Consider the following 26,339-nt stretch of genomic DNA (forward strand, 5'->3'; position numbering starts at 1 on the left):
GGCTCTTCGCCGATGAGTGTGGGGTCATAGGTTGAGGCCGCCGCCGATGAGGAGCATGCGGAGGCGGTAGTTGTCGCGGTTGCGGAAGCCGCGGGCGATGCGGCGGTGGAGCTCGATGAGGCCGTTCATGGCTTCGGTGCCTCCGTTGTTGGCGCCGTCGGTGTCGAAGTAGCCGAGGAACTCGGTGCGCCATTGCCGCAGGGTCTTGCCGAGGCGGGCAACCTCGGGGATCGGACACGAGGAGAAGGTGTCGAGGATCTGTTGCGCGATGACGCGCCCGGCGGCGTGGCTGGGCTGGTGGTAGGCGGAGCGGACCTGTTGCGCGCAGGACCAGGCGAGTTCGACTTCGACGTGGCGTTCGTCGGCTGCCCACGCTGCCGCGAGCCGCGCTTTCTGCCGGTCGGTGAGGTGTTCTTGACCGGCTCGCAGGATGTTCCGGATCCGGTACAGCGGGTCGGTCTTGCGGCCCCGGTGGCCGTGGATCTCCTGCTGGACCCGGCGCCGCACGTCGTCAACGACGGCGGTGGCGAGCTTGACGACGTGGAAGGCGTCCAGGACGGCGCGGGCGTCGTCGAGCTGGTCGTCGATGGCGTTCTTGTACCCGTGGAACGGGTCCAACGTCGCGACCTCGATCCCGGCCCGGAACGCCTCGCCTCGCTGGGTGAGCCAGTCCTTGTACGCGGCGCCGGAGCGGCCGGGCACGAGGTCGAGCAGGCGAGCACGGGTGTGCCCGTTGGCATCGCGGGTCAGGTCGACCATCCCGGTCAGCTCCTTCGGGCCGCGCCCGCCGTCCTCGACCGGCTTGGTCGACACGTGATGCCACACGTGCTCATCCACCCCGAGGATGGCGACCCCGTCGAAGCGGGCGGGATCGGCGTCCGCAGCTTGCAGGATCGGTTTGATGGACTCCCACACCGTGCGCCACCCCGTTCCGAGCTGGCGACGGATCCCGTTGACGGAGGCGTGCTCGCGCCGGAGCTGCTCGACCGCCCACACCCGCGCCCGCGTCGTCAACACCGCGCGGGGAGAGGCGATGCGTTCGTCCTGCTCCACGAACGACCCGACCTCGCAGGCCGGCTCCGGGCAGAGCCAGCGTCGCTTGCGCCACACAACCCGGACTGGCCGGCCGAACGCGGGCGCGTCGACCAGGTGGACGTTCACCCGGCCATGCCCGTGGACGATGACCCCACACGAGCGACACCCCATCGCCTCGGCCGCTGACTCCACCATCACGACGAGCCGGTCACGGTCGTCGCGTTCGACGGCGATGACATGCAATCCCGGCAGGCCGACGAGGAGGTCGCAACGGTCGCAGTAGTCGCCACCGGCACGGCAGCACAACGTAGGCTCGGGCATCGTCGAGGTCCTTGCGTTCAGGAGAGGTAGAAGTCCCCTGATCTTCGAGGGCCTCGACCCTTCCCACCCTCAACCAGCCAACCGGCGCGCCGCGCTCACCCCACACTCATCGGTGAAGAGCCGTAAAGGCTCTTCATCGATGAGTGTGGGTGTGCGCGGGCTCTCCAAGCCAAGTGCGACGCAGCTACTTGCGCACCGGGTTAGTCACGATTTGGGTGGATGACGGACTTGATGGCGGTGGGATCGGTGCGGGCGGCCGTGAGGGCGGCGGCCGTCTCGTCGAGCGGGAAGTGTCCGGTCACGAGCGGCTGCAGACTGACGGCGCCGGAGGCGACGAGGTCGATAGCGGTGTGCCAGGTGTTGGCGTAGCGGAAGACGCCGGTCACCCATAGCTCACGGTTCTGCACGGCCCCGAGCGGGAGCCCGAGAGTGTCACCGCCCATACCGATGAGCACGACCCGCGCCGCGGGAGCGGCGACGGTGATCGCCGCCTGCGTCGACCCCTCGTGCCCCGAGCACTCGAGGACGACATCGGGACCGGACCGGCCGGCATACGCATCGGTGAGCGACGTCGACGACACGTCGACGGTCTCGCTCGCCCCCAGCTCACGGGCGACCGAGAGCCGGTGCGCGTTGACGTCGGCGACGACGACCTCGCTCGCGCCGAACGCCTTCGCCACCTGTGCCGCGAGCAGCCCCACCGGCCCGGCCCCCGTGACGAGGACCCGCACGCCCGGCGCAACACCCGCGCGCCGGCACGCCCAGATCCCCACCGACAGCGGCTCGAGCATCGCGCCCTCGTCGAACGACACCTCGTCGGGCAGCGCGTAGGCGAACGCATGGTGGTGGGCGACGAACTCGGTCAGTGTGCCGTCGACCGGGGGAGTGGCGTGGAAGACCATGTCCGGGCAGAGGTTGTAGCGACCGGCGAGGCACTGCTCGCACTGCCGGCACGGCACACCCGGCTCGATCGCGACCCGCTCCCCGACACGCGCCGGGTCGACCTCCGCGCCGACGGCCACGATCACGCCGCTGCTCTCATGACCGAGGACCAGCGGGCCGGTCACGACGTGGTCACCGATGCGGCCGTGGTCGAAGTAGTGCGTGTCCGATCCGCACACGCCGACCGACCGGAGCTCGATGAGCACCTCGTCCGCGGCGGGCTCCGGCACCGACCGGGACTCGACGACGATCGCCCCCGGCTCGGTGAGGACTGCGGTGCGCATGCTCCGTCGAGTCACCGGCTCGCCTCCAGGTCCTCCAGCGTGATGCGGGCGCCATTGTCGTGCAACGACTTCAGGAACGCTGCGTATGCCGTCGTGAACGCCTCGGTGTCGACGAGGTCGCCGAAGAAGTCGCGGTCCCGGAGGAAGGCGAGCTCGTCCTCGCCGTAGCGCCGCGCCGCCGCCATGACCCGGTCCTTGAAGCGGTCGACGACCTCGATCGGCTCGCCGGCCTCGTCGACACCTTCGGCGTAGCGCGCCCACGTCGCGACGACGAGTGCCGACCGTTCGAACGCCCCGCCCGTCTCGAGGTTGCGGACGATGACCGGCACGAGCCACTTCGGGATGCGGTCCGAGCTCTCGGCGCACAGTCGCGCCAAGGTGTCGCGGACCTCGGGGTTGGCGAACCGCTCGATGAGCTGGCGCCGATAGACACCCAGGTCCACCCCGGGGACCTCAGGCAGCGTCGGCGTGCCCTCCTCGGTCATGTAGCCGAGCAGGAACTCGGCAAACAGCGGGTCCTGTGCCACCTCGTGCGCATACCGATACCCCGACAGGTAGCCGAGGTAGCACAGCGCCTGGTGGCTCGCGTTGAGCAGCCGCAGCTTCATCAGCTCGTAGGGCACGACATCGTCGACGATCTGCACCCCGACGTCCTCGAACGGCGGCCTGCCGGAAGGGAACTCATCCTGCAGCACCCACTGCGTGAACGGCTCGCACACCACTGGCCACGCATCCTCGACCCCGAACTGCTCGGCCAGAGCCGCGATGTCGGGATCCGAGGTCACCGGCGTGATCCGGTCGACCATGCAGTTGGGGAACGCGACGTTCGCCTCGATCCAGTCGGCGAGCTCGGTGTCCTGCAGCCGGGCGAACGCGACGATCATCTTCTTGGCGATGTCGCCGTTGCCCGGCAGGTTGTCGCACGACATGACGGTGAACGGCTCGACCCCGGCTTCGCGACGCAGGCGCGCGGCGGTGACGACGAAGCCGAACATGCTCTGCGGCATACCGTCACCACGCGCCACGACGTCGAGATCCGCTTGCAGGACAGGGTCGTTCGGGTCGAACTCACCTGTCACCTGGTTGACGTGGTAGCCGCCCTCGGTCACGGTGAGCGACACGATCCGCGTCGCCGGGTCGACGAGACGGTCGAGCACCGCCTGCGGGTCGTCCGGCGCATAGAGGTAGTCGACGAGCGAGCCGACGACCCGCGGCTCGAGCCGACCGTCCGGATGCTTCACCACGAGCGTGTAGAGCCCGTCCTGGGCCTTCAACGCGTCCCGCATCCGCGCGTCGCCCGGCATCAGGCCGACACCGACGATGCCCCAGTCCAGTGCCTCCCCACGGTTCATCAGCGCGTCGACATACATCGCCTCGTGCGCCCGATGGAAGCCGCCGACCCCGAAGTGCACGATCCCCGGCGACACAGCCGAGCGGTCATACGAAGGCCGCGCCACCTCCGCGGGCAGGTCACCGAGCGTGGCTCCGGAAAGCCGGACCGTCACCGCACCGCACCCATCGACAGGCCCTGGACGAGCTTGTCCTGAGCCGCGAACCCGGCCGCGAGCACCGGCAGCGACACGACGAACGACGCGGCGCACACCTTCGCGAGGAAGAGGCCCTGGCTGGTCACGAACCCAGTCAAGAACACCGGCGCCGTCCCGGCAACCGTCCCCGTCAGGACGCGAGCCAACAGCAGCTCGTTCCAGCTGAAGATGAAGCAGATGAGCGCGGCCGCGGCGATGCCCGGCATGACGACCGGCGCGATGACCTTGCGCAGCGTCGTGATGAGCGAGGCGCCGTCGACCTGCGCCGCCTCGAGCATCTCGGCCGGCACCTCGGCGAGAAACGACCGCAGCATCCACACGGCGATCGGCAGGTTCATCGACGTGTAGAGGACGATGAGCAGCCAGATGTTGTCGAGCAGGTTGACCTTCTGCGCGAAGAGGTAGATCGGCAGGATGCCCGCGACGATCGGCAGCATCTTGGTCGAGAGGAAGAAGAACAGGACGTCGGTCCACTTCTTCACCGGCCGGATCGAGAGCGCGTAGGCCGCGGGGAAGGCAAGCAGCAGCACGAGGATCGTCGAGAGCACGCTCGCGGTGAGCGAGTTGAGTAGCGGCGGCCACGGCCCCGCGTCGAAGAACGCCCGGTAGCCGTCGACGCCGAGCGGCGCGAAGAGGCTCGGCGGGTTCGTCGCGGCGTCCTCCTCCTTGTGGAAGGAGGTGAGGATCATCCACGCGACGGGCAGCGCGAAGAGCAGCCCGCACATCCACGCCGCGAGGGTGAGCAGCACGTGCGAGCGCGGCTCCCTGGCGTGGTTGACCGCCTGTGGTTCGCGGCCGGCGGGAGCGATCTCCGCGCCGTCCTTCCACTGCCGGCGTATGCCGTCCGCGCGCGTCGCGCTGAGCACTCCGGTCTCGTTGACGGTCCCGTCCGATGTGGCGCTCATCGTTCCTCCTCCGTGAACAGGCTGAACGCGGTCCGCAGCGCGGCGGTCGCGATGATGATCGTGCCGATGACGACGACGACGCCTGCGGCAGAGGCGCGCCCGTAGTCCTGGGCGGTGTAGAAGGTCTGATAGATGAAGTACGGCAGGTTCGCCGTGCCGAGGCCACCGGACGTGATCGTGAAGACGTGGTCGAAGTTCTGCACGACGTAGATCGCGCCGAGCAGGGCGGACAGCTCGATGTACTGGCGCATGTGCGGCAGCGTCATCGACCGGAAGATCTGCCATGCGCTGGCGCCGTCGATGCGGGCGGCCTCGACGACGTCGAGCGGTCGCGACTGCAGGCCGGCCAGCAGGATGAGCATCATGAACGGCGTCCACTGCCACACGAGTGCCACGACGATCGAGATGAGCGGGTTGTTCGAGATCCAGTCGGGCTGGGGTGCGTCGTCACCGAAGACCCACGTGAGCGCGCCGTTGAGCAGGCCGTACTCGGGGTTGTAGAGCGCGTGCTTCCACAGCAGCGCGGCCGCGACGGGGACGACGAGGAACGGCGTGATCATGAGCGTGCGCACGATGCCGCGGCCGACGAACTTGCGGTCGAGGAGCAGCGCGATCGCCAGCCCCAGGACGAGCGAGATGCCGACGACGAGCACCGTGAGCAGGATCGTCACGATGACGGCGCTGCGGGTGTTGCTGTCGGTGAAGACCCGCACGAAGTTGTCGAACCCGGCGAACCCGCGCTCATCGGGGTAGTACGCGTTCCAGTTCATGAACGACACGACGAGCGTCGCGATGAACGGCAGCTGGGCGAGGACGATGACGAAGATCAGCGCGGGCAGCAGTGGTGCCCGACGCGACCAGTCACCTGCCCGGGCCAGCCGCGTGTTCCGTTCCGGGACAGGCGAACCGGCGCCGGACTGCGCCACCGGGCCACCCGGCATACCGCTGGTCGTGGCATCGGCACTCATTGCTCACTCCGCTTCTGGTAGCGCTCGGCGACGTCCTCGGCGAGGTCCTGTCCCTTGTCGAGGGCCTCCTTGACGGTCGTCTGACCGGCGATGGCCGAGCTGACGTCCTGGCTCACCTGGGTGCCGAGGTCGGGGAACTCGGGGATGTCGACGAACTGGATGCCGATGGCCGGCCGCGGCTGCACGCCGGGGTTCGTCGGGTCGGCGGCCTCGATGGCCGAACGGGTCGGCTCCGCGAACGCCGACGCGACCTCGAGGTAGGCCGGGTTCTCGTAGGTCGAGGCCCGCTTGCCCGCGGGGACGCGGGTCCAGCCAAGCTTCTCGCCGACGAGCTGCTCGTACTCCTTGCCCGACGCCCACGAGATGAACTTCCAGGCGTTGTCCTTCTTCGTGCTCGCCTGCTGGATGCTCCACGCCCACGCGTAGAGCCAGCCGGAGGAGTCGGTCTTGACGACCGGGGCGGGCGCGTATCCGAACTTGCCCTTCGTCGGGGAGTCGTCGGCCTCGAGCGTGCCCGCGGCCGACGTCGCGTCGTACCACATGGCGACGTTGCCCTGGACGAGGTTGTTGAGGCACTCGGTGAAGCCGGCCTGGGGAGCGCCGTTCTCGCCGTGCTTGCGGACGAGGTCGACGTAGAACTGCACGGCCTGCGTGAACTCCGGCGCATTGACCTTGGGCGTCCAGTCCTCCTCGAACCACGTGCCGCCGAAGGTGTTGACGACGGTCGTGAGCGGCGCGAACAGCTGCCCCCAGCCCGGCTGCCCGCGCAGGCAGATGCCCTTCATCCCCGGCTCGGCACCGTCGACCTGCGCGGCGATGTCGGCGACCTGCTGCCACGTCGGCTTCTCGGGCATCGTGATGCCCTTCGCGGCGAGGACGTCCTTGCGGTACATGAGGAACGAGCTCTCGCCGTAGAACGGCTGCCCGTAGACCTTGCCCTCGCTCGAGAGCGACTCGGTCATCGGCCCGAGGATGTCGTCCTGGTCGAACGCGGGGTCGGCGGCGATGTACTCGTCCATCGGCGCGATCCACTTCGCCTTGGCGTAGATCGGGATCTCGAAGTTCGACAGCGACGCGACGTCGTACTGACCCGACTGGCTCGAGAACTCCTGGCTGATCTTGTCGCGCACGTCGTTCTCGGGCAGCACCGTGAAGTTCACCCGGATGTTGGTCTCCTTGGTGAAGTTGTCGGCGGTGAGGCGCTGCAGGTCGACCATCTGCGGGTTGTTGACCATGAGCACGTCGATGGAGTTGGCCCCGCCGCCGCCTCCGCCCGCGCCCCAGCCGGCGCAGCCGGTGAGCGCGATGGTGAGTGTCCCGGCGGTCGCGAGGGCGGCTCGCCTCCTGCGTCGCCGGACTCGTGCCGGGGTATGCCGTGTGCTGCCGGGCATCGTTGCCCTCCTCCGTCGTGCCGGTCGGCTGTCGTGCGGTGTCGCGCGTGGGTGCCGCACGCTGTCGCATGCGCTCATATGAGCGCGTATGCTGCACACATGAGCCTGACGGACGTGTGCCGCCCTGTCAACAGGGTCGGCACGTCGGTGCGCGAGGATGAGCGCCGTGCCTGATGTCCTGGGGCCCTCGGAGGCCGTGCTCGCTGCCGCCGTCGCGCGCCGCCACCTCATCGGTGGTGAATCGAAGGTCGAGCTCGCGAGCTCGCTCGGGATCAGCCGGTTCAAGGTGGCCCGGTTGCTCGAGGCGGCGCGGGAGAGCGGCCTCGTCCGCATCGAGGTCGTCTCGCCGGTCGGCATCGATGCCGAGCTGTCCGAGCAGCTGCGCGAGGCGCTCGGCCTCGAGCACTGCGTCGTCGTGCCGGGCTCGGGCCCGCAGGCCGAACCGGGCGCAGCCGCGGCGGCCGCCGCGCTCCTCGCCGAGGTCGTCACCGACAAGGACGTCATCGGGCTTCCGTGGAGCCGCTCGGTGAGCCGGATGGTCGACGCGCTCGACCGGCTGCCGGAGGTGCCGGTCGTCCAGCTCAGCGGAGCGATGGTCACTCCCGAGGAGGACTCGAGCTCGGTCGACGTCGTCCGCCGGGCCGCACGCATCGCGGGAGGGGGCCGGCACGTCTTCTACTCGCCGCTGCTGCTCGACGACGCGGACAGCGCGGACGTCATGCGCCGCCAGCCACCGGTGCGTGACGCGCTGGCGCGGGTGGACGACGTCACCCTCGCCGTCATCGGGCTCGGTGCCTGGGCGCCGGGGATGTCGACGATCCACGCGGTCGTGACCCCGGCGGAGCGCAAGGCGGTGACGAAGGCCGGTGCCGTCGGCGAGGCCGCCGGTGTCTTCTTCGACGCTGACGGGGCCGTCGTCGAGACCCCCCTCACCGCACGGATCGTGGGGCTCACGGGAAGCCAGCTCACCGGCATACGGCACGTCATCGCGATCGCGCACGGCCCCGGCAAGGTCGACGCCATCGAGGCCGCGGCACACGGCGGCCTCGTCGACTCCCTCGTCACCACCGCCGAGACGGCCGAGGCGCTGCTGTCCCGCGCGCCGAACTGAGGGTCGAGCCCTCAGGGCCGACACGTAGCATGGGCGAGCGTGAGCCCTGAGACCGTCCGCTGCTCCACCGCGTTCCGCGAGCGTGGCGAGCCGATGATCGGGTCCGCACCCGTTGCCCGTCGCTGGCTGCTCATCGAGCACCCCGGGCCGTGGGCGAAGGACAACCTCCAGACCGCACCCATCGCCGGTGCCGCGGCCGCAGCCATCGAGGCCGCCACCGCTGCGCACCAAGGGCGCTCGCTCCTCATGCGCCGACCCGGACGCAACACGATCAGCGGTGCCGCGTCCTGGTATGCCGTTGACACGTCCACCGGCATGTGGGTCACCGGCACGTGGCGCACCACCGACGACCTCGTCGTCGCCGCCGAGGCGCTCGGAACCCCTCTCGCACAGTCGGAGTCGTTCGCCGAGCCGATGCTGCTCGTCTGCACCCAGGGGACGCGCGACGCCTGCTGCGCCCTGCGCGGTCGACCCGTCGCGGCGGCACTCGCGAAGGTCTGGCCGGAGGAGGTGTGGGAGTGCACGCACCTGTCGGGGCACCGGTTCGCCGGCACGTTCATCTCCATGCCCGACGGCGCCTGCTATGGCACGGTCGACCTCGCCGATGCGGTCGGTGTCGTCCGCGCGCAGCGCGCCGGCAAGGTCGACACGAGCCATTTGCGCGGCGTGGCGCGCTACACCTCGGCGGTCCAGGCGGCCACGGGATCGGTTCTCGCCGCGCACGGACCGGCGCCCATCACGGCGGCGCGCCCCGGGACCGTCGAGGTCGTCTCGGACACGGTGACCCGCGTCGAGGTCATCGGGGACGACCCGCTGCCGGACACGACCTGGGTCGAGGTCACGGCCGAGGCGCTGCCGCCTGCGCCGCTGTCGTGCGGCAAAGGCCCCGGCGAGCACGCGGCATACCGGACGAAGGTCATCGCCACGCCTGCGTGAGCCGGGGCGCTCGCTGCCCAGGGGCTCAGCGGCGGGAGTAGGTCTTGCCGGGCTTCGGGTCGTCGAGCAGGTCGCTCACCGTGACGAGCGTGAACCCGCGCTTGCGCAGGCCGGTGACGACGTCCTCCGCGGCGGCGACGGTGGTGGGGTGGATGTCGTGCATGAGGATGATCGACCCCGGCTTGGCCTGCGACACAGCCGTTTTCGCGACCTTGGAGCTGTCCCGGTTCTTCCAGTCGAGGGTGTCGACGTCCCAGAGGACGAGGGCGAGACCGTTCTCGGTGGCGGCGCTCTTCACCGCGCCGTTGACCGCGCCGTAGGGCGGGCGTCCGAGGGTCGGAGCGCTGCCGGTCGCCGAGGTGATGGCGCGGTTCGTCGACGTCCACTGCTTCGTCATGGTTTGCGCGGAGAGTCGCGTGAGGTCCTTGTGGTCGTATGAATGGTTACCCACCTCGTGACCTTCGCTGCGCGCGCGCTTCACGACCTCGGGGTAGGCCTCGACCTGCTGCCCGAGGACGAAGAAGGTGGCCCGGGCATCGAGACGTTTCAGGGTGTCGAGGAGCTTCGCGGTGTGCGGGCCCGGGCCGTCGTCGTAGGTGATGGCCACGCACTTCACCGTGGAGCAGTCGGTTCGACCTGTTGTGCCCGGCGTCGGGGTCGTCGGGGCGGTGGAGGGTGAGGCCGACGGTGTGGGGGTGGGCGTCGCCGAGGAAGCGGAGCCTCCGGTCTGAGTGGGCGTGAGGGAAGCTTCGCGGGCTGCCCGACCGAAGTCCGAGAGCCAGCCGTCGAGCCGGTCACCGTCGAGGGTGGCCACGAGCCGGCCGGCCGAGCCGGGCCCCACCTGGTACTCATCGAAGCCGATGACCAGCGAGCCCGCGGGGTTGAACCCCACGAGGGGTGGGCCGTCGCCCCGGAACGCCTCGCGCACGTCGCTCTCATCGGCTCCCCGCTGGACGAGCTGGCGCACCACCTCGCTCTCGACAGCGTCCTGGGCGTCGCGGTCGATGAGGTCGAGGTTGTCGAGGACCGTGCCGGACCGTGGGTCGTACCACGTCGTCCCCAGGGCGTTGGCGCCCCCTGCGCCGCTGAAGACGTAGCTCACCATGGCGACCCCGATTGCCTGCGGAGACGCAGCCGTGACCGACCAGGTGTCGTTGAGCTCGGCGATGGCCTTGCCTCCCGGTGGTGGCGTCGCATAGGTGTCCCGGAACTCCGCCCGCCGCTTCTCGACCCCGCGCCGCAGGGCGTCGCCGAGAGGCTGCTGCTCGGGCAGGACCGGCCACACCTGGTGGATCTGCGGCCTGAAGGCGCTGAAGGTCTCGGTCCCGAAGCCGGTGACGAGGTTGGGGTCGACCTCGGTGAGCCCCGTCGTCTCGTCCGACGTGCGGGACGCCGATGACGACGGGCGCGGTGACGATGCGGAGGCCGACGCGGTGCCGGATGAGGTGTCCGACGGGCGGGATGCATCGTTCGAACACCCGGACAGGAGGAGTGAGGTCGCCACCACGGCACCCACGACCCCCATGGCACTGTGGCGAGCTCGAGTCCTGACCTGGCACCCCATGGATGCCACGCTACGAACCGAGCCTGTGTGTCCCGACACCCGGGTGGTGTGGGCGCGCCGGAGGCGGCATTGTGGGCGCATGAGCGAGTCGACGACGACATCCGCACCGGCACCGGGTGCGGCGACGGAGACCTATCGGGCGGCGCGGGACCAGATCCTCGGCTGGCGCGGCCGGCACGAACAGGCGGTGCGGGAGTTCACCTGGCCCGACCTCGGCGAGCAGTTCAACTGGGCAGTCGACTGGTTCGACGTCATCGCCCGCGGCAACGACCGCACCGCGCTCGTCGTCATCGAGGAGGACGGCTCGTCGCGCGAGGCGACCTTCGACGCGATGGCCAACCGCTCCGACCGGGTGGCCCAGTGGCTTGCGGAACGTGGTGTCGCACAAGGGGATCCGGTCATCATCATGCTCGACAACCAAGTCGAGCTCTGGGACTGCATGCTCGCGGTGATGAAGCTCGGTGCCGTCATCATGCCGACGACGTCGGCTGCGGGCGCGAGCGACATCGAGGACCGGGTCGCGCGGGGAGGTGCGCGCCACGTCATCGCCAACGCGGCGCAGACCGACAAGTTCGGCGGGGTCGCCGGGGACGTCACCCGGATCAGCGTCGGTGCCGCCGAGGGGTGGCACGACCTGGGTGATGCGTATGCCGTCGACGCGCCTCCCACGCCGCATCCGGGCACGGCGCCCTCGGACCCGCTCCTGCTCTACTTCACGTCGGGGACGACGTCGAAGCCGAAGCTCGTCGAGCACACCCAGGTGTCCTATCCGCTGGGGCACCTGTCGACGGTGTTCTGGTTGGGGCTGCAGCCGGGCGACGTGCACCTCAACATCTCGTCCCCGGGGTGGGCGAAGCACGCATGGTCGTGTTTTTTTGCACCGTGGATCGCCGAGGCGACGATCGTCGTCTTCAACTACGCGCGCTTCGACGCGAGCGCGCTGCTCGAGGTGCTGCGCCAGCAGGAGGTCACGACGTTCTGCGCGCCGCCGACGGTGTGGCGCATGCTCATCGGCGCCGACCTCTCCGGTGGGCCGGGGTCGCTGCGCGAGGTCATCGGAGCCGGCGAGCCGCTCAACCCCGAGGTCATCGCCCAGGTCGAGAAGGCATGGGGGCTGACCCTGCGCGACGGCTACGGTCAGACGGAGATGACGGCGGCGGTGGGCAACACGCCCGGGTCGCCGCTCAAGCCGGGGTCGATGGGTCGGCCGCTGCCGGGCTGTCCCGTGGTGCTCGTCGACCCGGCCACCGGCGAGCGCGTCGAGGGGGACGGAGCCGAGGCGGGCCCCACGGACGACACCGCGCGCCAGCGCGGGGTCGCCGAGGGCGAGCTTTGTCTCGACCTGTCGGCGCACCCGCTGCCGCTCATGACGGGCTACCAGGGCGACGAGGAGCGCAATGCCGAGGCGATGGCGGGCGGGTACTACCACACCGGTGACGTCGCGAGCATCGACGAGGACGGCTACATCACCTATGTCGGCCGGACCGATGACGTCTTCAAGGCGAGCGACTACAAGATCAGCCCGTTCGAGCTGGAGTCGGTGCTCATCGAGCACCCGGCCGTTGCGGAGGCCGCCGTCGTCCCCGCGCCGGACGAGGTGCGGCTCGCGGTGCCCAAGGCGTATGTCGTGCTCGCCGCCGGGCACGAGCCCACCGAGGAGACGGCCCGCTCGATTCTCGCCCACGCGCGAGAGCACCTGCAGCCGTGGCAGCGGGTGCGGCGCATCGAGTTCGGCGAGCTGCCCAAGACGATCTCGGGCAAGATCCGCCGGGTCGAGCTGCGCGGGCGTGAGGAGGAGCTCGCGCGCGGTGACGCCCAGGCGCCCGCCAACGAGTGGCGCGACGACCTCCTCAAGGGCGACTGACCGGCATACGTGACGCACCGGCATACGGCACTGACCGGCATACGCGAAGGACTATCGGCGGACGACCAGCTCGTGAGACTCCGGCCACGTCGCCGCACGAAGCTCCGCCCCGACACGTTGTGCTGGTAGTCCGTCGGTCCATCACAGACATCAGGAGCAGCTCATGAGCAAGGTCGCCATCGTCACCGGCGCGTCGTCGGGTATCGGCGCCGCCACCGCCCGTCGTCTCGCGCGCGGGGGCTTCACCGTCTACGGCGCGGCGCGTCGTGCCGACCGGCTCGCCGAGCTCGAGTCCGACGGTGTGCGTGCGTTGCCGCTCGACCTCACCGACGACGCGTCCATCGTCGCCGCGGTCGACCGCGTCCTCGCCGACGAGGGGCGGATCGACGTCCTCGTCAACAACGCCGGCTACGGCTCCTACGGCGCGGTCGAGGACGTGCCGATGGACGAAGCGCGGCGGCAGTTCGAGGTCAACGTCTTCGGGCTGGCCAGGATCGCGCAGCTCGTCATGCCGACGATGCGCGCGCAGGGTTCCGGCCGCATCGTCAACATCACCTCGATGGGCGGCCGGTTCGCGACGGCGTTCGGCGGCTGGTACCACGCGACGAAGTTCGCGGTCGAGGGGCTGAGCGACTCGATGCGGCAGGAGCTCGCGCCCTTCGGTGTCGACGTCGTCGTCGTGGAGCCGGGCGCGATCCGGACCGAGTGGACCGGCATCGCCGCGCAGTCGGCGGTCGACCAGTCGGGGGAGGGTGCGTATGCGAAGCGGGCGAAGCGGCTGTCGCGCAGCTTCGGTGGTGGCGAGTCGCTGGGGTCGGACCCCGACGTCGTCGCCCGAACGATCGAGCGCGCGGTCACGGCGAAGAAGCCGCGGACCCGGTATGCCGTGGGGCGGGGCGCGAAGCCCGCGATCGCCGCGTCGAAGGTGCTGCCGGATCGGGCGTTCGACGCCATCCTCGGTCGCGCCCTCGGCTGAGCGCGTGTCGAGTCGTCTACAGGTCGGGTGAGTCGCCCCGTTCTGGGTGAGTCGCACTCTTCTGGGTGAGTCGCACTCTTCTGGGTGAGTTGCCCCTCCATGAAGGGACGACTCACCCAGAAGGGGACGGCTCGAGCTCGGGCCGCCCGCCAGCGCTCGGGTCAGCCGATTGCGGCCCGCGCAGCGTCACGCGACGCGCTTGGCGTAGCGCTGTCGCGCGGCTTCGCCCGAGGTGCCGACCAGTGACCCAATGGTCGACCATGACAGGCCAGCCAGGCGAGCAGCCTTCACGGCCTCGAGCAGGTGGCGCTCTGCTGCGGAGCGCTCCGCAACCGCGTGACGCAGCTCAGCCACCGCGGCGGCCGGAATCTCGTCCGCCGTCGACGGCTCGTAGGCCTCGAAGCGTGCCGCCAGGTCGTCGGCATGCTCGATGATCTCGTCCACGGAACGGGGCATCACATCAGTCCGCGAGTTCGTGCTTGCGAGCCGACGGAGCAACGATGACCACGACCCATGCCCCACAAGTTAACTTGTTGCTCGTTCAGTGTGCAACCAGACTGTCCGACACCGCTGACAGTGCCGCGCTTGGGGTGAGGGGGAATGCGCCTGTCGGCGGTGACTCGTCCCCTTTCTCGTGAGTCGCACTCTTCTGGGTGAGTCGCCCCTCGATGGAGGGACGACTCACCCAGAAAGGGACGGCTCGAGCTCGGGCCGCCTCCCAGCGGCCCGGGTCAGTCCACCAGGGCTCAGGTCAGCCCAGGGCGGCGCGCACCTTGTCGATGACGGCCTGCTCCTCGGGGCTCACCCCGTCGGAGGCGTCGGCGACGGCCTGGGCCGCCTCGAGGATGACGCCCTTGAACGCCTCCGCCGACCCGTCGGCCTTCGCGTCGAGGATGCCGACGGCCTGGGTGAGGCCGGCGGTGACGGCCTGCTCCTGCGCCGCCTGGTCACCCTTGGGCGGGGTGGGGAGCCCGCCTCCCTTGAGGATCTCGGTGATCTCCTTGGGGCCGGACGCGAGGGCCTTGGACCCGGCGAGGCTCTCCTTGAACGACGAGAAGAAGCCCGGGTCGGCCTTGCTCACGAGGGCGATGGCGCCGAAGGCGGCGTTGCGGATGGTGTCGCGTTCTGCATCGGTGTACTCAGCCATGTCCCCCATCTTGCGCCGGATCGCCGGCGAATGGGGGTTCAGTCGGCGGGGACGGTGCTCAGCGTGAGGCCCGCGAGCGGGTCCGCGGGGGTCCCGCCGGTCACCGAGGTGCAGCGGCGCGGCTCCACGTCCGGTCCCGGCGTTGCGGGAGTCTCGATGCGCGTCCCGTTGACGAGACTGACGTCGTCGTATGCCGGCCGCCCCTCGATGACGTTGCGGAACCGGTAGCGGGTCACCGAGGTCAGCTCGCACGACTCCCCGAAGCTCAGCACGTCGAAGGCGGACGGCTGCCCGACCAGCTCCTCCCCGTCCTCGCTGCCGACGAAGTGGGTGAGCGGCCCGCCGCCGGTGAACGTGCCCGCCTGGATGCGGTTCCCCTCGAGGTCCGGCGTGTGCATGTGCCCGTTCGCGGCGACATCGGCGCGCGGCACTCCCTGGACGGCCCACGGTTCGTGCGACACGAGCAGGTCGAGTGCCGGCTGCTCCGCGTGGGCCGCGACGAACGCCTCCTTCGCGGGCTGCTGCTTGTCCCGGCTCCGCTTGCCGTCGTCACCGAACCAGCGCGGGTCGTTGAACCCGCCGATCCGTATGCCGCCCGCGTCCACCGTGGTGTAGCTCGCCGAGTCGGGTTGCAGCAGAACGACGTTGGGGATGCGCGCCATCCGGGTGAGGAGAGCCGTGTCGGTGGCGGACGTCGCGTCGTGGTTGCCCCGCACGAAGAGGTAGGGCACAGGAAGCGAGGCGATGCCGGTGAACATGCCGGACGCCTCTCCCTCGGCCACCGTCCCGAAGTTCACGAAGTCTCCGGTGTCGACGACGAGGTCGATGTCCTCCTCCTCGATGATCGTGCGCATCAGGGAGTACTGGTTGCCGGCGTGCAGGTCGGACACGAGGAGCACGCGCAGTGCGACGGGTTGGCCGAGCTCGGTCGGGGCGTACTTGTCCTGCAGCGCCGACGACAGTGCCATGAGGTTGCGCAGGTAGGGGGTGACCTGAGCCGTGCGGGCCTCGACGTCGGAGAGCAGCGACTGGTTGCGCTGCACGGTGCCGAGAACCCCGGTCGAGACGAACTCATGCTGACGCTCCGGCCGGTAGGTCTGCCAGATGCCGAGTCCCGTTGCGCCGCAGGCGAGTGCCCACGCGACCCCTGCTCCCACCATCGACTGCCAGCGTGGCCGCCGGCGCCTCGCCAGTGCCACCACACCCACGCCCGCGGCGGCCACGACGAGCGCGCCGACCGCGAACCGCAGCCCCACGTCCCGTGCGACGTCGGCGATGGCGGCGTTGAGCTCGAGCGGTCCGGGCTGGAGGTCGCTGACCGAGACACTGGGACGGCTGAGCATCTCGGTGATCGACTCCTTGACGGCAGGCGTCGCCTCGATGCCCGGCGCGAACCCGGTGAAGCCCACGTCGATGTCGCCGAAGAGGGTGCGCGCCGTGAGTCGGGTCGAGTCCCGTGGGTCCATCGACAGCTGCACCTGCGCGGAGTAGAGCCGCGTCTCGGCGGTGGCGGGGGCGAGCCGGGTGGCCGCGGCACCACCGGCGGCGCAGGCTGCGGCAAGACCGAGGACGGCGAGTATGCCGCGTGCGCGCCTTCCGCCGACGCGGTGCCCGAGTGCCCACCAGACGCTCACTGCCGAGACGAACGGCCACAGGACCAACGCCCCGGCGACGATGCGCTCGTGCGCGCCGAACGGCATACCGGCGCGGTTGCCCACGAGCAGCGAGGCAACGAGCGCGAGGAGGACGACGGACGCCGGACGCGCGACCCGCGGACGCAGCAGCCCACGACCCGTGGTGGCATCGGTGAGCGCGGGCCACGCCGCGAGCAGTAGGAAGGACAGCCCGGCGACGACCGTGTGCGGCAGCGAACCCTCGGCACGCGAGGGCAGCGGCACGAGGGCCACGCCGACCGTCGCGACCCCCGCGGCGGCAAGGATCGCGCGCCCCGCCCGCCGCAGACCGGGCAGGAGGAGCGCCGTCCCGACGTGCGCGAGGCCGGTGACGACGAGGGCGACCGACATGATCCAGCGGTGCGGCGTCTCCCGGGCGGCGAGCGCGCTGATCGACTCCCGCACCGCGTCGTAGCCAGCCGGTTGCTGCATGGCCGCCCACGTCCAGCCACCGACGAGCGCGATGGCCGCGACGAGCGAGGTCAGCACCGCTGCGCGCGGGAGAGTCGGGGTCCGTCGAGCCATGGGCCAACCCTAGGCTGGCGCCATGAGTGAGCTTCTCGCCGGACGGCTGCCCGAGCGTGCCTTCGCCGGGGTGCTCTTCGACATGGACGGCACCCTCATCGACTCCATCGCGGCGGTCGAGCGGTCGTGGCTGCTGTGGACGCAGGAGTACGGCGTCGACCCGCTGCTGCTCCGGGGCACCCACGGTCAGACGGCCCGCAACACGATCGCCATCGTCATGGCCGATCGCACCGAGGACGAGCGCGGAGCCGCACACATCCGCATCCGTGAGATCGAGGTCGCCGACACCGAGGGCATCGTCGTCCTGCCCGGCGCTCGCGAGGCGCTGGAGAGTCTCGACGAGCTCGGGGTGCCGCACGCGATCGTCACGTCGGGGGAGCGTGCGCTCGCGGAGGCGCGCATCGCCGCGACTGGTCTGCCTCGCCCGTCGGTCATCGTCACCGCGAGCGACGTCGCGCACGGCAAGCCGGGTCCTGAGCCGTATGAGCGCGGCGCCGAGCTCCTGGGTCTGTCACCCGCCGACTGCCTCGTCGTCGAGGACGCCGTCGCCGGGCTGGTGTCGGCGCGGACGGCCGGTGCGGGCGGGAGGCTCGCGGTCACCGGCACGACCCCGGTCGAGGAGCTCGCCCCCGAGGCCGATGGCGTCGTGGCAGGGCTGGCGGACGTCGAGTTCGTCGCCGACCCGTCGACTCCGGGGGTGCGGTTGCGGCTGTCGCGCGGTTGACGGTTTGACGGGGTTCACGGGGTGGACGGCCGCTAGGTTGAACCGCATGGACGCTGACGCCCTTGTCGTCGGGGCCGGCCTCGCCGGTCTCGTCGCCGCCAACGAGCTCGCCGACGCCGGACGCTCCGTCGTCCTCCTCGACCAGGAGAGCGAGGCGAACCTTGGCGGCCAGGCGTGGTGGAGCTTCGGTGGCCTGTTCCTCGTCGACAGCCCCGAGCAGCGACGGATGGGCATCAAGGACTCGCTGGAGCTCGCCTGGCAGGACTGGGAAGGCACGGCCGGGTGGGACCGCGACACGGACCACTGGGGGCGGCAGTGGGGGCGCGCCTACGTTGAGTGGGCGGCGGGTGAGAAGCGGGAATGGTTGCGGCAGTTCGGGATTCGGTTCTTCCCGGTCGTGGGCTGGGCCGAGCGCGGGGACGGCCGCGCCGGAGGTCACGGCAACTCGGTGCCGCGGTTCCACATCCCGTGGGGGACGGGGACCGGGGTCGTGTCGCCGTTCATCGAACGGGTCCGCGAGCACATCGCCAGCGGCCGTGTCAGCTATCGCCCACGGCACCGCGTCGACGAGCTCGTGACGAGCGGCGGAGCCGTCACCGGCGTGCGCGGCTCCGTGCTCGCGCCCGACGACGGGGAACGTGGCGTCGCGTCGAACCGTGACGTCGTCGGCGACTTCGAGCTCGGCGCCGAGCGGGTCATCGTCACGAGCGGTGGCATCGGCGGCAACCACGACCTCGTCCGCGCCAACTGGCCCGACCGCCTCGGGAAGGCGCCGGACCACATGATCACGGGCGTGCCGGCATACGTCGACGGACGCATGATCGCGATCACCGAGGCCGCGGGCGGCACGGTCGTCAACCGGGACCGCATGTGGCACTACGTCGAGGGCATCAACAACTGGAACCCGGTGTGGCCGAGCCACGCCATCCGCATCCTGCCGGGGCCGTCGTCGCTGTGGTTCGACGGCAACGGTGACCGGCTGCCGCCGCCCCTCTTCCCCGGGTTCGACACGCTCGGCACGCTCGCGCACCTGCGGCAGACGGGACACGACCACTCGTGGTTCATCACCAACCACGCGCTCGTCGGCAAGGAGTTCGCACTCTCGGGCAGCGAGCAGAACCTCGACCTCACCGAACGGCTCTACCGCGACGTCCTCAAGCGGCCGATCACGCCGGTGCCCCCGGCCGTCCAGGCATTCCTCGACCACGGCGTCGACTTCGTCCAGGCACCGACGTTGCGCGAGCTCGTCGACGGGATGAACGCGCTCACGCCCGACGCTCCGGTGGACTTCGCGCACATCGAGCGGCAGGTGCTCGAACGTGACCGGCAGGTGGCGAACCCGTTCACCAAGGACGCCCAGGTGGCGGCGATCCACGTCGCACGCAGCTACCGCGGCGACCGGCTCACCAAGCGCGCCTTCCCGCCGCACCCGATCCTCGACCCCAAGCGCGGACCGCTCGTCGCGGTGCGGCTCAACATCCTCACCCGCAAGTCTCTCGGTGGGCTGCAGACCGACCTCGACTCACGGGTCATCGGCACCGACGGCGCGCCCGTGCCGGGCCTGTATGCCGCGGGTGAGGTCGCAGGGTTCGGCGGCGGTGGCGTGCACGGATACCGTTCTCTCGAGGGCACGTTCGTGGGAGGGTGCCTGTTCTCCGGCCGCGCCGCGGGACGCGCGGCAGCCCGCGAAGCCAGCTGACCGGCATACGACGCGAAGCCAGCTGACCGGCATACGGCGCGAAGCCGGTTGACCGGCGGACATCGGTCAGAGGTTCATGCGGGCGGCGAGTGTGTTGCGCTTGTCCTCGAACCGGCCGGCCTTGGTGTCGAGATCGCCCATGAGCGCGTCGAGCTCCAGGCGCGCCTGCTCGCCCTCGGCGGTGAGGTTCTCGAGGTCCCACACCTTCCAGAACCGCAGCACCGGCGCGACGACGTCGTCACGGTGCTGGCGCAGGTCGTAGATCCCGGCGACGGCCATCTCGACGGCCTTGCGCTGGAAACCGGGGATGTCGGTGCCGGGCATCTGGAAGCCCTTGACGACGTCGCGGATCGCCATCATCGAGCTGCTCGGGTCGAGCTCGATCGCCGCCTTGAGCAGGTTGCGGTAGAAGATCATGTGCAGGTTCTCGTCGGCCGCGATCCGCGCGAGCAGCTGGTCGCACATCGGGTCGTTCGTGAACCGGCCGGTGTTGCGGTGCGACACCCGCGTCGCGAGCTCCTGGAACGACACGTAGGCGAGCGAGTGCAGCAGCTCACCACTGTGCGCCGACTCGTAGCCGGTCGACATGTGCGTCATCCGGAAGTCTTCGAGGGCCTTCGGGTCGACCATGCGTTTGACGAGCATGTAGTCGCGCATCGCGATGCCGTGCCGCCCCTCCTCGGCGGTCCACCGGTGCACCCATTCGCCCCACGCGTCGTCGCGGCCGAAGATCAGCGCGATCTCGTGGTGGTAGCTCGGCAGGTTGTCCTCGGTGAGGAGGTTGACGATGAGGGCGCTGCGAGCGACGTCGGAGACGTCGGCGTCGTCGGTGCTCCACGCCTCGCCGCCCATGAGCCCGTCGAAGTTGCGGCCGTCGCTCCACGGGATGAACTCGTGGGGGTACCACTCCTTCGCGACGCCGAGGTGGCGGTTGAGCTCGCCCTCGACGACCTGGTTGAGCTCGCGCAGCAGGTCGGTCTGGCTCCACGTCGTGGCCGTCATGCTCCGCAACCTACGCTTCCGTAGGTTTGCCGGTCCAGTTACCCGCGAGTGTTCACACGTTCCACTGATTGCCCGTTGTGGTTCGTCGGAGCGCAGCGACGCGAACCACAACGGGCAATCAGTGGATCAGAGAGTGCCGACGCGACCCTTGCCGCCGGCCGCCCAGCAGGCACCGTCGTTCGTGCAGTCGAGGGTGTGGAAGCCGACGTCGCTGAACCGGGTCCAGCTCGCGCCGCCGTCCGTGGAGACGCTGCTGCCGCCGACCGGTCCGGCCTCGCCGACGACGACGAGCCAACGGCGCAGGTATGCCGCGTCCTCGCCGAGGTGGGTGAGGTCGCCTCCGCTGGTCCACGTCCGTCCGCCGTCGCGGGTCACGCCGACCGCGTCGACGCCGTCGGTCGGCGCGGCGAAGTCGCCACCGACCGCCACGCCCGTGCGCGGGTTGTCGAAGGCCAGGGCGAACACGCCCGCGGCCTCGCCGGCCGGGATGGTCGAGTCGGTCGCCGTCCACGTGAGGCCGCCGTCGTCCGACCGGAAGACGCGCGACTGGGCGCCGCCGCTGCCGAACCAGGCGGTGCTGCCGCTGATCGTCAGGCAGTCGCCGCTCGCGGAGAAGTTCGCCTCCCCGGTCGAGTCGGGCATGCCCGCGTCGGGCAGGACCTGCCACGTCTCGCCGCCGTCGTCGGTCGCGGCGATGCGGAACTTGCCGTCGACCGGGTCGCTCACGGCCAGACCGCGCCGGCCGCCAGGGTAGAAGTCCATGCAGTTGTAGAACCCCGTCGGCGCCGTGTTGCGGAACGTCTCGGTCCACGTCGCGCCGCCGTCGGTCGTCCGGTAGATCCGCGACGCCTCGCCCTCGCCGATCGCGAGGACCGACGCGGTGCGGGCATCGCGCGCCTCGACGTCACGGAAGTTCAGGCCCTCGCTCCCGGGCGGGCTGACGTCCTGCCACGTGTCGCCGCCATCGGTCGTGAGGTAGACGCGGGCTGCGCCACCGGTGACGCTCGCGCCGCTCACCCAGGCGGTGTCGCGGTCGACAGCGTCGAGTCCGCGGAAGCTCTGGTCGGCGTCGACGGTCTGCACCGACCACTCGAGCGCGGCCGGGTCCGGGGGTGCGGCGTTCGCGACCGGTGTGGCCGCGAAGGAGGCCGACAGCGCGAGCAGCGCGGCGGCATACAGGGAAGCAGTGACGGGGCGGCGAGGTGTGCGCATCCCTGCACTGTGCCGCATCAGAGGTACTGACCGGTGCCTTCCGACGGGCCATTGTGGGCTGGTCCCCCGGGCATTCCCGGTATGCCGGGTGCGCCGGTCCCGGGACCGCCGGGCCCTGCGGGCCCACCCGGCTGCTGGCCGGCCTGGGGGTGGCCGGGCGGGAGCGCGCGCATCTGCTGCAGTTGTGCCTGGGCCGCCATCTGCTGGGCGACGAGCGCGGTCTGGATTCCCTGGAAGAGACCCTCGAGCCAGCCGACGAGCTGGGCCTGGGCGATGCGCAGCTCGGCATCGGACGGGTTCTGGTCAGACTTGAACGGAGCGACGAGCCGGTCGAGCTCCTCGTCGAGCTCGGGGGCGAGGCCGTCCTTGAGCTCGGCAAGGGCCTTGTCGTGGATCTCGGCGAGACGCGCGCGGCCGGCCTCGTCGAGGGGGGCGCTGCGGACCTCCTCGAGGAGCTGCTTGACCATCGAGCCGATCCGCATGACCTTGGCCGGCTGCTCGACGAGCTCGGCGGGGTTCTGGTTCGGGCGGTCCGTGTCGCCGTCGTCGCTCGTGCTCGGCGGCTCGGCAACCCCCATGCCCTCGGGGGTGACGACGACGACGCGGTCGTCCCCGGAGCGGTCGGGCGCCTCGTCGCGCTGCTGCGGTTGCTGTCGCTGAGGCGGTTGCTGCTGCGCGGCGTCGGTCTCGGACTGGCTGGGCTCTGGCATGTCACGGGGCTCCGGGGTCGACTGCTGATCGCTCATGTCACCCATCCTGCCCCACCCACCCCTCTCCCACTTATTGCGCACAGTTCGCCTGCGAACGCCGTCGAGCATGCGAACTGTGCGCAATCAGTCCGACCTATTGCGCGGACGTCGCACGGGGAGATGCGAACTGTGCGCAATCAGTCGTCGGTGGGGGGAGTCCACTGGGGGTCGCGGCCGATGAAGCCCATGAGCCGGTCGGTGACGTCGGCGTCCTCCGGTACGGGGATGCGCGGGCCGTACTGGCCGGAGGCGCGCAGCGCCTCGTCGTAGGACTCCATGCCCTCGAGCAGGCGTCGCGCGAAGTCCGCGTCGAGCCGGTCCGGCTGGCCCGTCGCGCGGGCGAGGTCCCACGTGTGCATGAAGACGTCAGCCGTGTAGAACCGGTCGATCGCCTGACCCAGCGGGACGGTCCCGATGTTGGGGTTGTCGAGGCGGCGACCTTCGGTCGTGGGGTCGTCGAGCAGGGCCTGCACGGCGCGCGCGTGCTCCTGCCATGCGGCGACGGGGTCGTCGTCGACCGAGGGCACGGACGGGAGCTCGACGCCGGCACCGGAGCGCAGCAGGGCAGGCAGCCACTCGACGAGGTGGCGCACGACGTCGCGTGCCGCCCAGTCGTCGACAGGCGAGGGAGCATCCCAATCAGACACTCCGACAACGGTTTTCGTGAAGGTGGCCGCGATGGCACGGTGGCGTTCAGCCGGCAGGGGAGAGAACGGCATACGCGAGATTGTCTCAGGGGAAACCAAGTGTCGTCCGGCGAATCACGCAGTTCGCCGGGTGGCGTCCGGAGCCTTCCGTATGCCGGCCGCGGCCAGTCCCGCGGAGATCGTCGCCGCGGCGAGAACGAAGCCGACGATGGTGAGCCACGGGATGACGATGACGGGGTCGCCCACCCGACCCATGCCGGTCACGGGGTCGAAGCTCTGCGCGGTGAGCGGGTAGGTCAACGCCAGACCGGGCAGGATCCCGACCGCCACCCCGAGAACTGCCCCGACGAGGGTGAGGACGAGCGCCTGCGCACCGGCCATGACCCGGCGGGTGCCGCGGCCTGAGCCGAGGGCCGCCAGGGTCGCCTGGTCCTTCTCCTGCTCGGCGAGCGTGAGCGCGGTCGAGGTGAGGGTCGTGACGAGGAGGATGAGGAGGAAGACACCGAGGAGGGCGGCGATGATCGCGCCGAGGGGGTTGTCGAAGCCGCGCTCGAGCTCGATCCACAGGTCGTCGGCGATGACGAAGCGCAGCCGGCTGACGAGATCCGGGCTCATCGCGCCATCGGGGGTGCGCAGCAGGAGGCGGTCGGTGATGGTCGCGATGTCGTGCTCGGCGGCGAGCTGCGTGGGGAGGAGCATGACCGAGCCGACCAGGGCGCCGGCCGTCTGCTTGGTCATCGGGACCTCGACCGCCGGGACCTCGAAGGTGCGGACGTTGGTGATGCTGGCTTGTGCGGGGTCGAAGCCGCCGCTCTGGCGGGCCACCGGGTCGATGCGTTCGGTGCCCCTCATCATCGTGGCGGTGCCGGCGGTCAGGACGCTGGGCTGGCCGGCGGCGCGACCGATGACCGCCTTGCCGTCCCGCGCGGCGGCCGCCTGGTCACGTAGCCCGATCGCGTCGAGCCGGCGCGCGATCTCGGCGGCGGGCAGGACGCGGATCGCCGCGCTGTTGCCCGTGCCGTCGGTGCCGATCCGCAGACACGGGTCGAGGGGGGACTCCTCGTTCGTGACGAAGCCACCCCCGCCGGTCACGGCCTCCAGCGGCCGACATCCGGGCGGGACGACGTTGACGTGGTTGGCGTCGTAGGGCTTCGTGGGTATGCCGCCCGTGCCCTCCATCATCGGGTCGTTGCGGAAGAGGGCTGCTGCCGGTGTGACGACAAGGTCGGGCTGCACGCCGAGCAACGCCGTACGGATGCGGGCCACCTCGCCCGCAAGATTCATTCCGGAGAGCGTCGCCTCGCCCTCGAGGTTCGTTGCGAGGTACTCACGACGGTTCTGCTCGGTGTCGCTCGACGTGGAGATGAGCACCATGGTGAGCACCGCGACCGCGGCCAGCACCGCGGAGATCGCGGGGACACTGCGGGAACGCTGACGGCCGGCATCGCGGGTCGCCATGCGCAGGGCGACGGGGAGGCGCGCCCCCAGACGGGAGACGGCGACGAGCAGCACCGGAGTGAGCATGATCGCGCCGACGACGAGGGCGATCGCACCGAGCGCCGTCCGCACCTCCATGCCGGCCGCGCCCTGGGCGCCCTTGCGCGCGCTGTCGAGCAGGAGGACTCCGCCACCCACACCCGTGATGAGTCCGACGCCGAACACCACGGGGCTGGGGCGGGGTGAGACGTTCTGGCCCTTCATGACGCCGACGATGTCGAGCCGGCCGAGGCGGCGGGCCGGCAGCAGCGCGGCGATGACGGTGCTCACCATGGCGGCCGCGGTGATGAACGCGACGGGGAGCCACGGCACGTCGAACGGTCCACCGCCGCCGAAGAAGGCGCCGATCCACGGGTTGAGGTCGGCACCGAACCGCTGACCGACCCAGACGAGTCCGACCCCGAGCGCCGCCCCGGCGAGCGCCGACGTCACTCCGAGGACCACGGCCTGGGCGAGGACGGTTCGCCGGAGCTGTGCGGTCGTCGCCCCGTTGCTCGCCGAGAGGGCGAGGGTGCGTCGCTGCCGGGCTGCGCTCACGGCAAATGCGGGACCGACGAGGAGCGTCGTCATGACGAGGAGGATGACGCCGCCGATCCCGACGATGTTGCGCAGCTGCGTTGCCTCGTAGTCCTGAATGCCCCGGAGCTCGGCGGGCAGCTCCGACTCCGGCGGCGGGTTGCGCATCGCCTCGGCCGAGAACACCTGGAGGCCGTAGGTGTTGAGCTCACGAACCTGCGACCACGGCATCGGTGCGTCGTCGAGCAGGATCCAGCCGGACTCGCCGGCTCCGTCGGACACCGGTGTCATCGTCACGAGGTCCGCGACGCCGTTCCACGCGCCGGGCATCGTGGTCGTGCCGACGATGGTGAGCGTGACGTCCTTGTCTCCCGCGCTGACGCGCACCGTCCCGTCGCGACCGATGCCGCGCGCTCGCGCGCCGGTCGACACCATCGCCTCCGAGGCCGTGGCCGGCCAGCGTCCGTCGACGAGCTCGAGGCGTTCGCCCAGACCGGCCCGGCCGTCGAGAGCGAGGGTCTCGAGGTTGGAGCGGCGGCCGTCGACTCGGAAGGTGACGGCATTGCGTAACCAAGGGATCGCCCGCGTCCCGGTGAGCGCCCCGATCGCGTCCGCGTTGTCGAACGCCGAAGCCGCGGCATCGAACCCCGGGATCGGCTTCGCGGCGACCTCCGACTCGCCACCGCCGACGTCTGGCGCCACCCCGTGGAAGACCGCCCGTGGCGCGGGAGGATTCGTCACCATGGCCACGCCGTCGCCCATGAGGGAGGGGATGTACTCAGCCCCAGTGATCCGTTCCGTCTGGAACAGGGTCAGTCCGGCCGTGAGCAGCATCGTCGGGAGCGCGACCATGAGCACGATGAGCAGGCTGCGGCCCTTGTGCCGGCGCACGTCCCGCCGCGCCATCCGCAGCGACACCGCCCAGCTGCTCGCGAACCGCCCCCACGACGAACGGCGCGGCGCGGGCGGGACGTCCGCGGACGGCATACCGGCATCGACCGAGGCGGCGGGGGGCTGGGCCCCTGATCCCGCCCCCCGCCTGGTCTCGGTGGTCATCGCCGCGCTCCCGCGCTCATCGCCGCACACCCGCGCTCATCGCCGCGC

Annotated in this window: 21 protein-coding genes; 6 read left to right on the plus strand and 15 right to left on the minus strand. The window is 70.6% G+C overall.

Annotated elements, in window-relative coordinates; all coding sequences use genetic code 11:
* Positions 1–24: 24 nt before the first annotated feature.
* The 6 genes from BCF74_RS10355 to BCF74_RS10380 form a co-directional block, all read right to left on the minus strand.
* The gene (locus BCF74_RS10355; protein ID WP_177426650.1) at positions 25–1,356 is read right to left on the minus strand and encodes an ISL3 family transposase; all 1,332 of its coding nucleotides are present in this window, start codon (positions 1,354–1,356) and stop codon (positions 25–27) included.
* A 200-nt stretch (positions 1,357–1,556) separates the two neighbouring features.
* On the minus strand, positions 1,557–2,582 hold the full coding sequence (locus tag BCF74_RS10360; RefSeq protein WP_106297886.1) for an NAD(P)-dependent alcohol dehydrogenase: 1,026 nt from the start codon (positions 2,580–2,582) through the stop codon (positions 1,557–1,559).
* Between the two features lie 11 nt (positions 2,583–2,593).
* The gene (locus tag BCF74_RS10365; RefSeq protein ID WP_106297887.1) at positions 2,594–4,087 is read right to left on the minus strand and encodes a mannitol dehydrogenase family protein; all 1,494 of its coding nucleotides are present in this window, start codon (positions 4,085–4,087) and stop codon (positions 2,594–2,596) included.
* Positions 4,084–4,938, minus strand: a complete 855-nt coding sequence (locus BCF74_RS10370; protein WP_106297952.1) for a carbohydrate ABC transporter permease — start codon at positions 4,936–4,938, stop codon at positions 4,084–4,086. The genes BCF74_RS10365 and BCF74_RS10370 overlap by 4 nt, the downstream gene beginning before the upstream one ends.
* Before the next feature lie 92 nt (positions 4,939–5,030).
* Positions 5,031–6,002, minus strand: coding sequence for a carbohydrate ABC transporter permease (locus tag BCF74_RS10375; RefSeq protein WP_425432817.1), 972 nt, complete (start codon positions 6,000–6,002; stop codon positions 5,031–5,033).
* Complete coding sequence (locus BCF74_RS10380) at positions 5,999–7,393, minus strand: ABC transporter substrate-binding protein (protein WP_106297889.1); 1,395 nt, start codon at positions 7,391–7,393, stop codon at positions 5,999–6,001. Before BCF74_RS10380 ends, BCF74_RS10375 begins: the two co-directional genes overlap by 4 nt.
* A gap of 166 nt (positions 7,394–7,559) precedes the next feature.
* Between BCF74_RS10380 and BCF74_RS10385 the strand changes: the two genes are divergently transcribed.
* Entirely contained in the window at positions 7,560–8,504 is a 945-nt protein-coding gene (locus BCF74_RS10385; protein WP_170070213.1) for a sugar-binding transcriptional regulator, read from the plus strand.
* 39 nt (positions 8,505–8,543) lie between these two features.
* Entirely contained in the window at positions 8,544–9,440 is an 897-nt protein-coding gene (locus BCF74_RS10390) for a ferredoxin family protein (RefSeq protein ID WP_106297891.1), read from the plus strand.
* Positions 9,441–9,465: 25 nt separating this feature from the next.
* Here BCF74_RS10390 and BCF74_RS10395 read toward each other — a convergent pair whose 3' ends face one another.
* Entirely contained in the window at positions 9,466–10,944 is a 1,479-nt protein-coding gene (locus tag BCF74_RS10395; protein WP_170070214.1) for a polysaccharide deacetylase family protein, read from the minus strand.
* Positions 10,945–11,083: 139 nt separating this feature from the next.
* On the opposite strand from BCF74_RS10395, the gene BCF74_RS10400 reads away from it, so the two are divergent.
* Positions 11,084–12,868 carry an AMP-binding protein gene (locus tag BCF74_RS10400; RefSeq protein ID WP_106297893.1) on the plus strand — a complete coding sequence of 595 codons (1,785 nt, stop codon included), beginning with the start codon at positions 11,084–11,086 and terminating at the stop codon, positions 12,866–12,868.
* Between the two features lie 163 nt (positions 12,869–13,031).
* Positions 13,032–13,844: an oxidoreductase gene (locus tag BCF74_RS10405; RefSeq protein ID WP_106297894.1), complete on the plus strand. Its 813-nt coding sequence runs from the start codon at positions 13,032–13,034 to the stop codon at positions 13,842–13,844.
* 186 nt (positions 13,845–14,030) lie between these two features.
* Here BCF74_RS10405 and BCF74_RS10410 read toward each other — a convergent pair whose 3' ends face one another.
* From BCF74_RS10410 to BCF74_RS10420, 3 genes are all read right to left on the minus strand, one after another.
* Positions 14,031–14,288, minus strand: coding sequence for a hypothetical protein (locus tag BCF74_RS10410; RefSeq protein ID WP_245889297.1), 258 nt, complete (start codon positions 14,286–14,288; stop codon positions 14,031–14,033).
* 307 nt (positions 14,289–14,595) lie between these two features.
* A complete protein-coding gene (locus tag BCF74_RS10415; protein WP_146132928.1) occupies positions 14,596–14,991 on the minus strand; it encodes a hypothetical protein in 396 nt (131 codons plus the stop codon).
* 38 nt (positions 14,992–15,029) lie between these two features.
* Positions 15,030–17,189 (minus strand): DUF998 domain-containing protein, encoded by a 2,160-nt coding sequence (locus BCF74_RS10420; protein WP_106297897.1) that lies wholly within the window; start codon positions 17,187–17,189, stop codon positions 15,030–15,032.
* 22 nt (positions 17,190–17,211) lie between these two features.
* Between BCF74_RS10420 and BCF74_RS10425 the strand changes: the two genes are divergently transcribed.
* Positions 17,212–17,913: an HAD-IA family hydrolase gene (locus BCF74_RS10425; protein WP_106297898.1), complete on the plus strand. Its 702-nt coding sequence runs from the start codon at positions 17,212–17,214 to the stop codon at positions 17,911–17,913.
* Between the two features lie 46 nt (positions 17,914–17,959).
* The gene (locus BCF74_RS10430) at positions 17,960–19,612 is read left to right on the plus strand and encodes an FAD-binding dehydrogenase (protein WP_106297899.1); all 1,653 of its coding nucleotides are present in this window, start codon (positions 17,960–17,962) and stop codon (positions 19,610–19,612) included.
* Positions 19,613–19,678: 66 nt separating this feature from the next.
* Here the strand turns inward: BCF74_RS10430 and BCF74_RS10435 are convergent, their stop codons facing one another.
* The 5 genes from BCF74_RS10435 to BCF74_RS10455 form a co-directional block, all read right to left on the minus strand.
* Complete coding sequence (locus BCF74_RS10435; RefSeq protein ID WP_106297900.1) at positions 19,679–20,614, minus strand: acyl-ACP desaturase; 936 nt, start codon at positions 20,612–20,614, stop codon at positions 19,679–19,681.
* A 126-nt stretch (positions 20,615–20,740) separates the two neighbouring features.
* Positions 20,741–21,826 (minus strand): WD40/YVTN/BNR-like repeat-containing protein, encoded by a 1,086-nt coding sequence (locus BCF74_RS10440; protein ID WP_106297901.1) that lies wholly within the window; start codon positions 21,824–21,826, stop codon positions 20,741–20,743.
* A gap of 17 nt (positions 21,827–21,843) precedes the next feature.
* Entirely contained in the window at positions 21,844–22,572 is a 729-nt protein-coding gene (locus BCF74_RS10445; protein WP_281257183.1) for a proteasome activator, read from the minus strand.
* Positions 22,573–22,712: 140 nt separating this feature from the next.
* The gene (locus BCF74_RS10450; RefSeq protein ID WP_106297903.1) at positions 22,713–23,294 is read right to left on the minus strand and encodes a TIGR03086 family metal-binding protein; all 582 of its coding nucleotides are present in this window, start codon (positions 23,292–23,294) and stop codon (positions 22,713–22,715) included.
* Positions 23,295–23,336: 42 nt separating this feature from the next.
* The gene (locus tag BCF74_RS10455; protein WP_106297904.1) at positions 23,337–26,291 is read right to left on the minus strand and encodes an ABC transporter permease; all 2,955 of its coding nucleotides are present in this window, start codon (positions 26,289–26,291) and stop codon (positions 23,337–23,339) included.
* Positions 26,292–26,339 lie beyond the last annotated feature (48 nt).

Source organism: Knoellia remsis (assembly GCF_003002895.1).
Taxonomy (GTDB): domain Bacteria; phylum Actinomycetota; class Actinomycetes; order Actinomycetales; family Dermatophilaceae; genus Knoellia; species Knoellia remsis.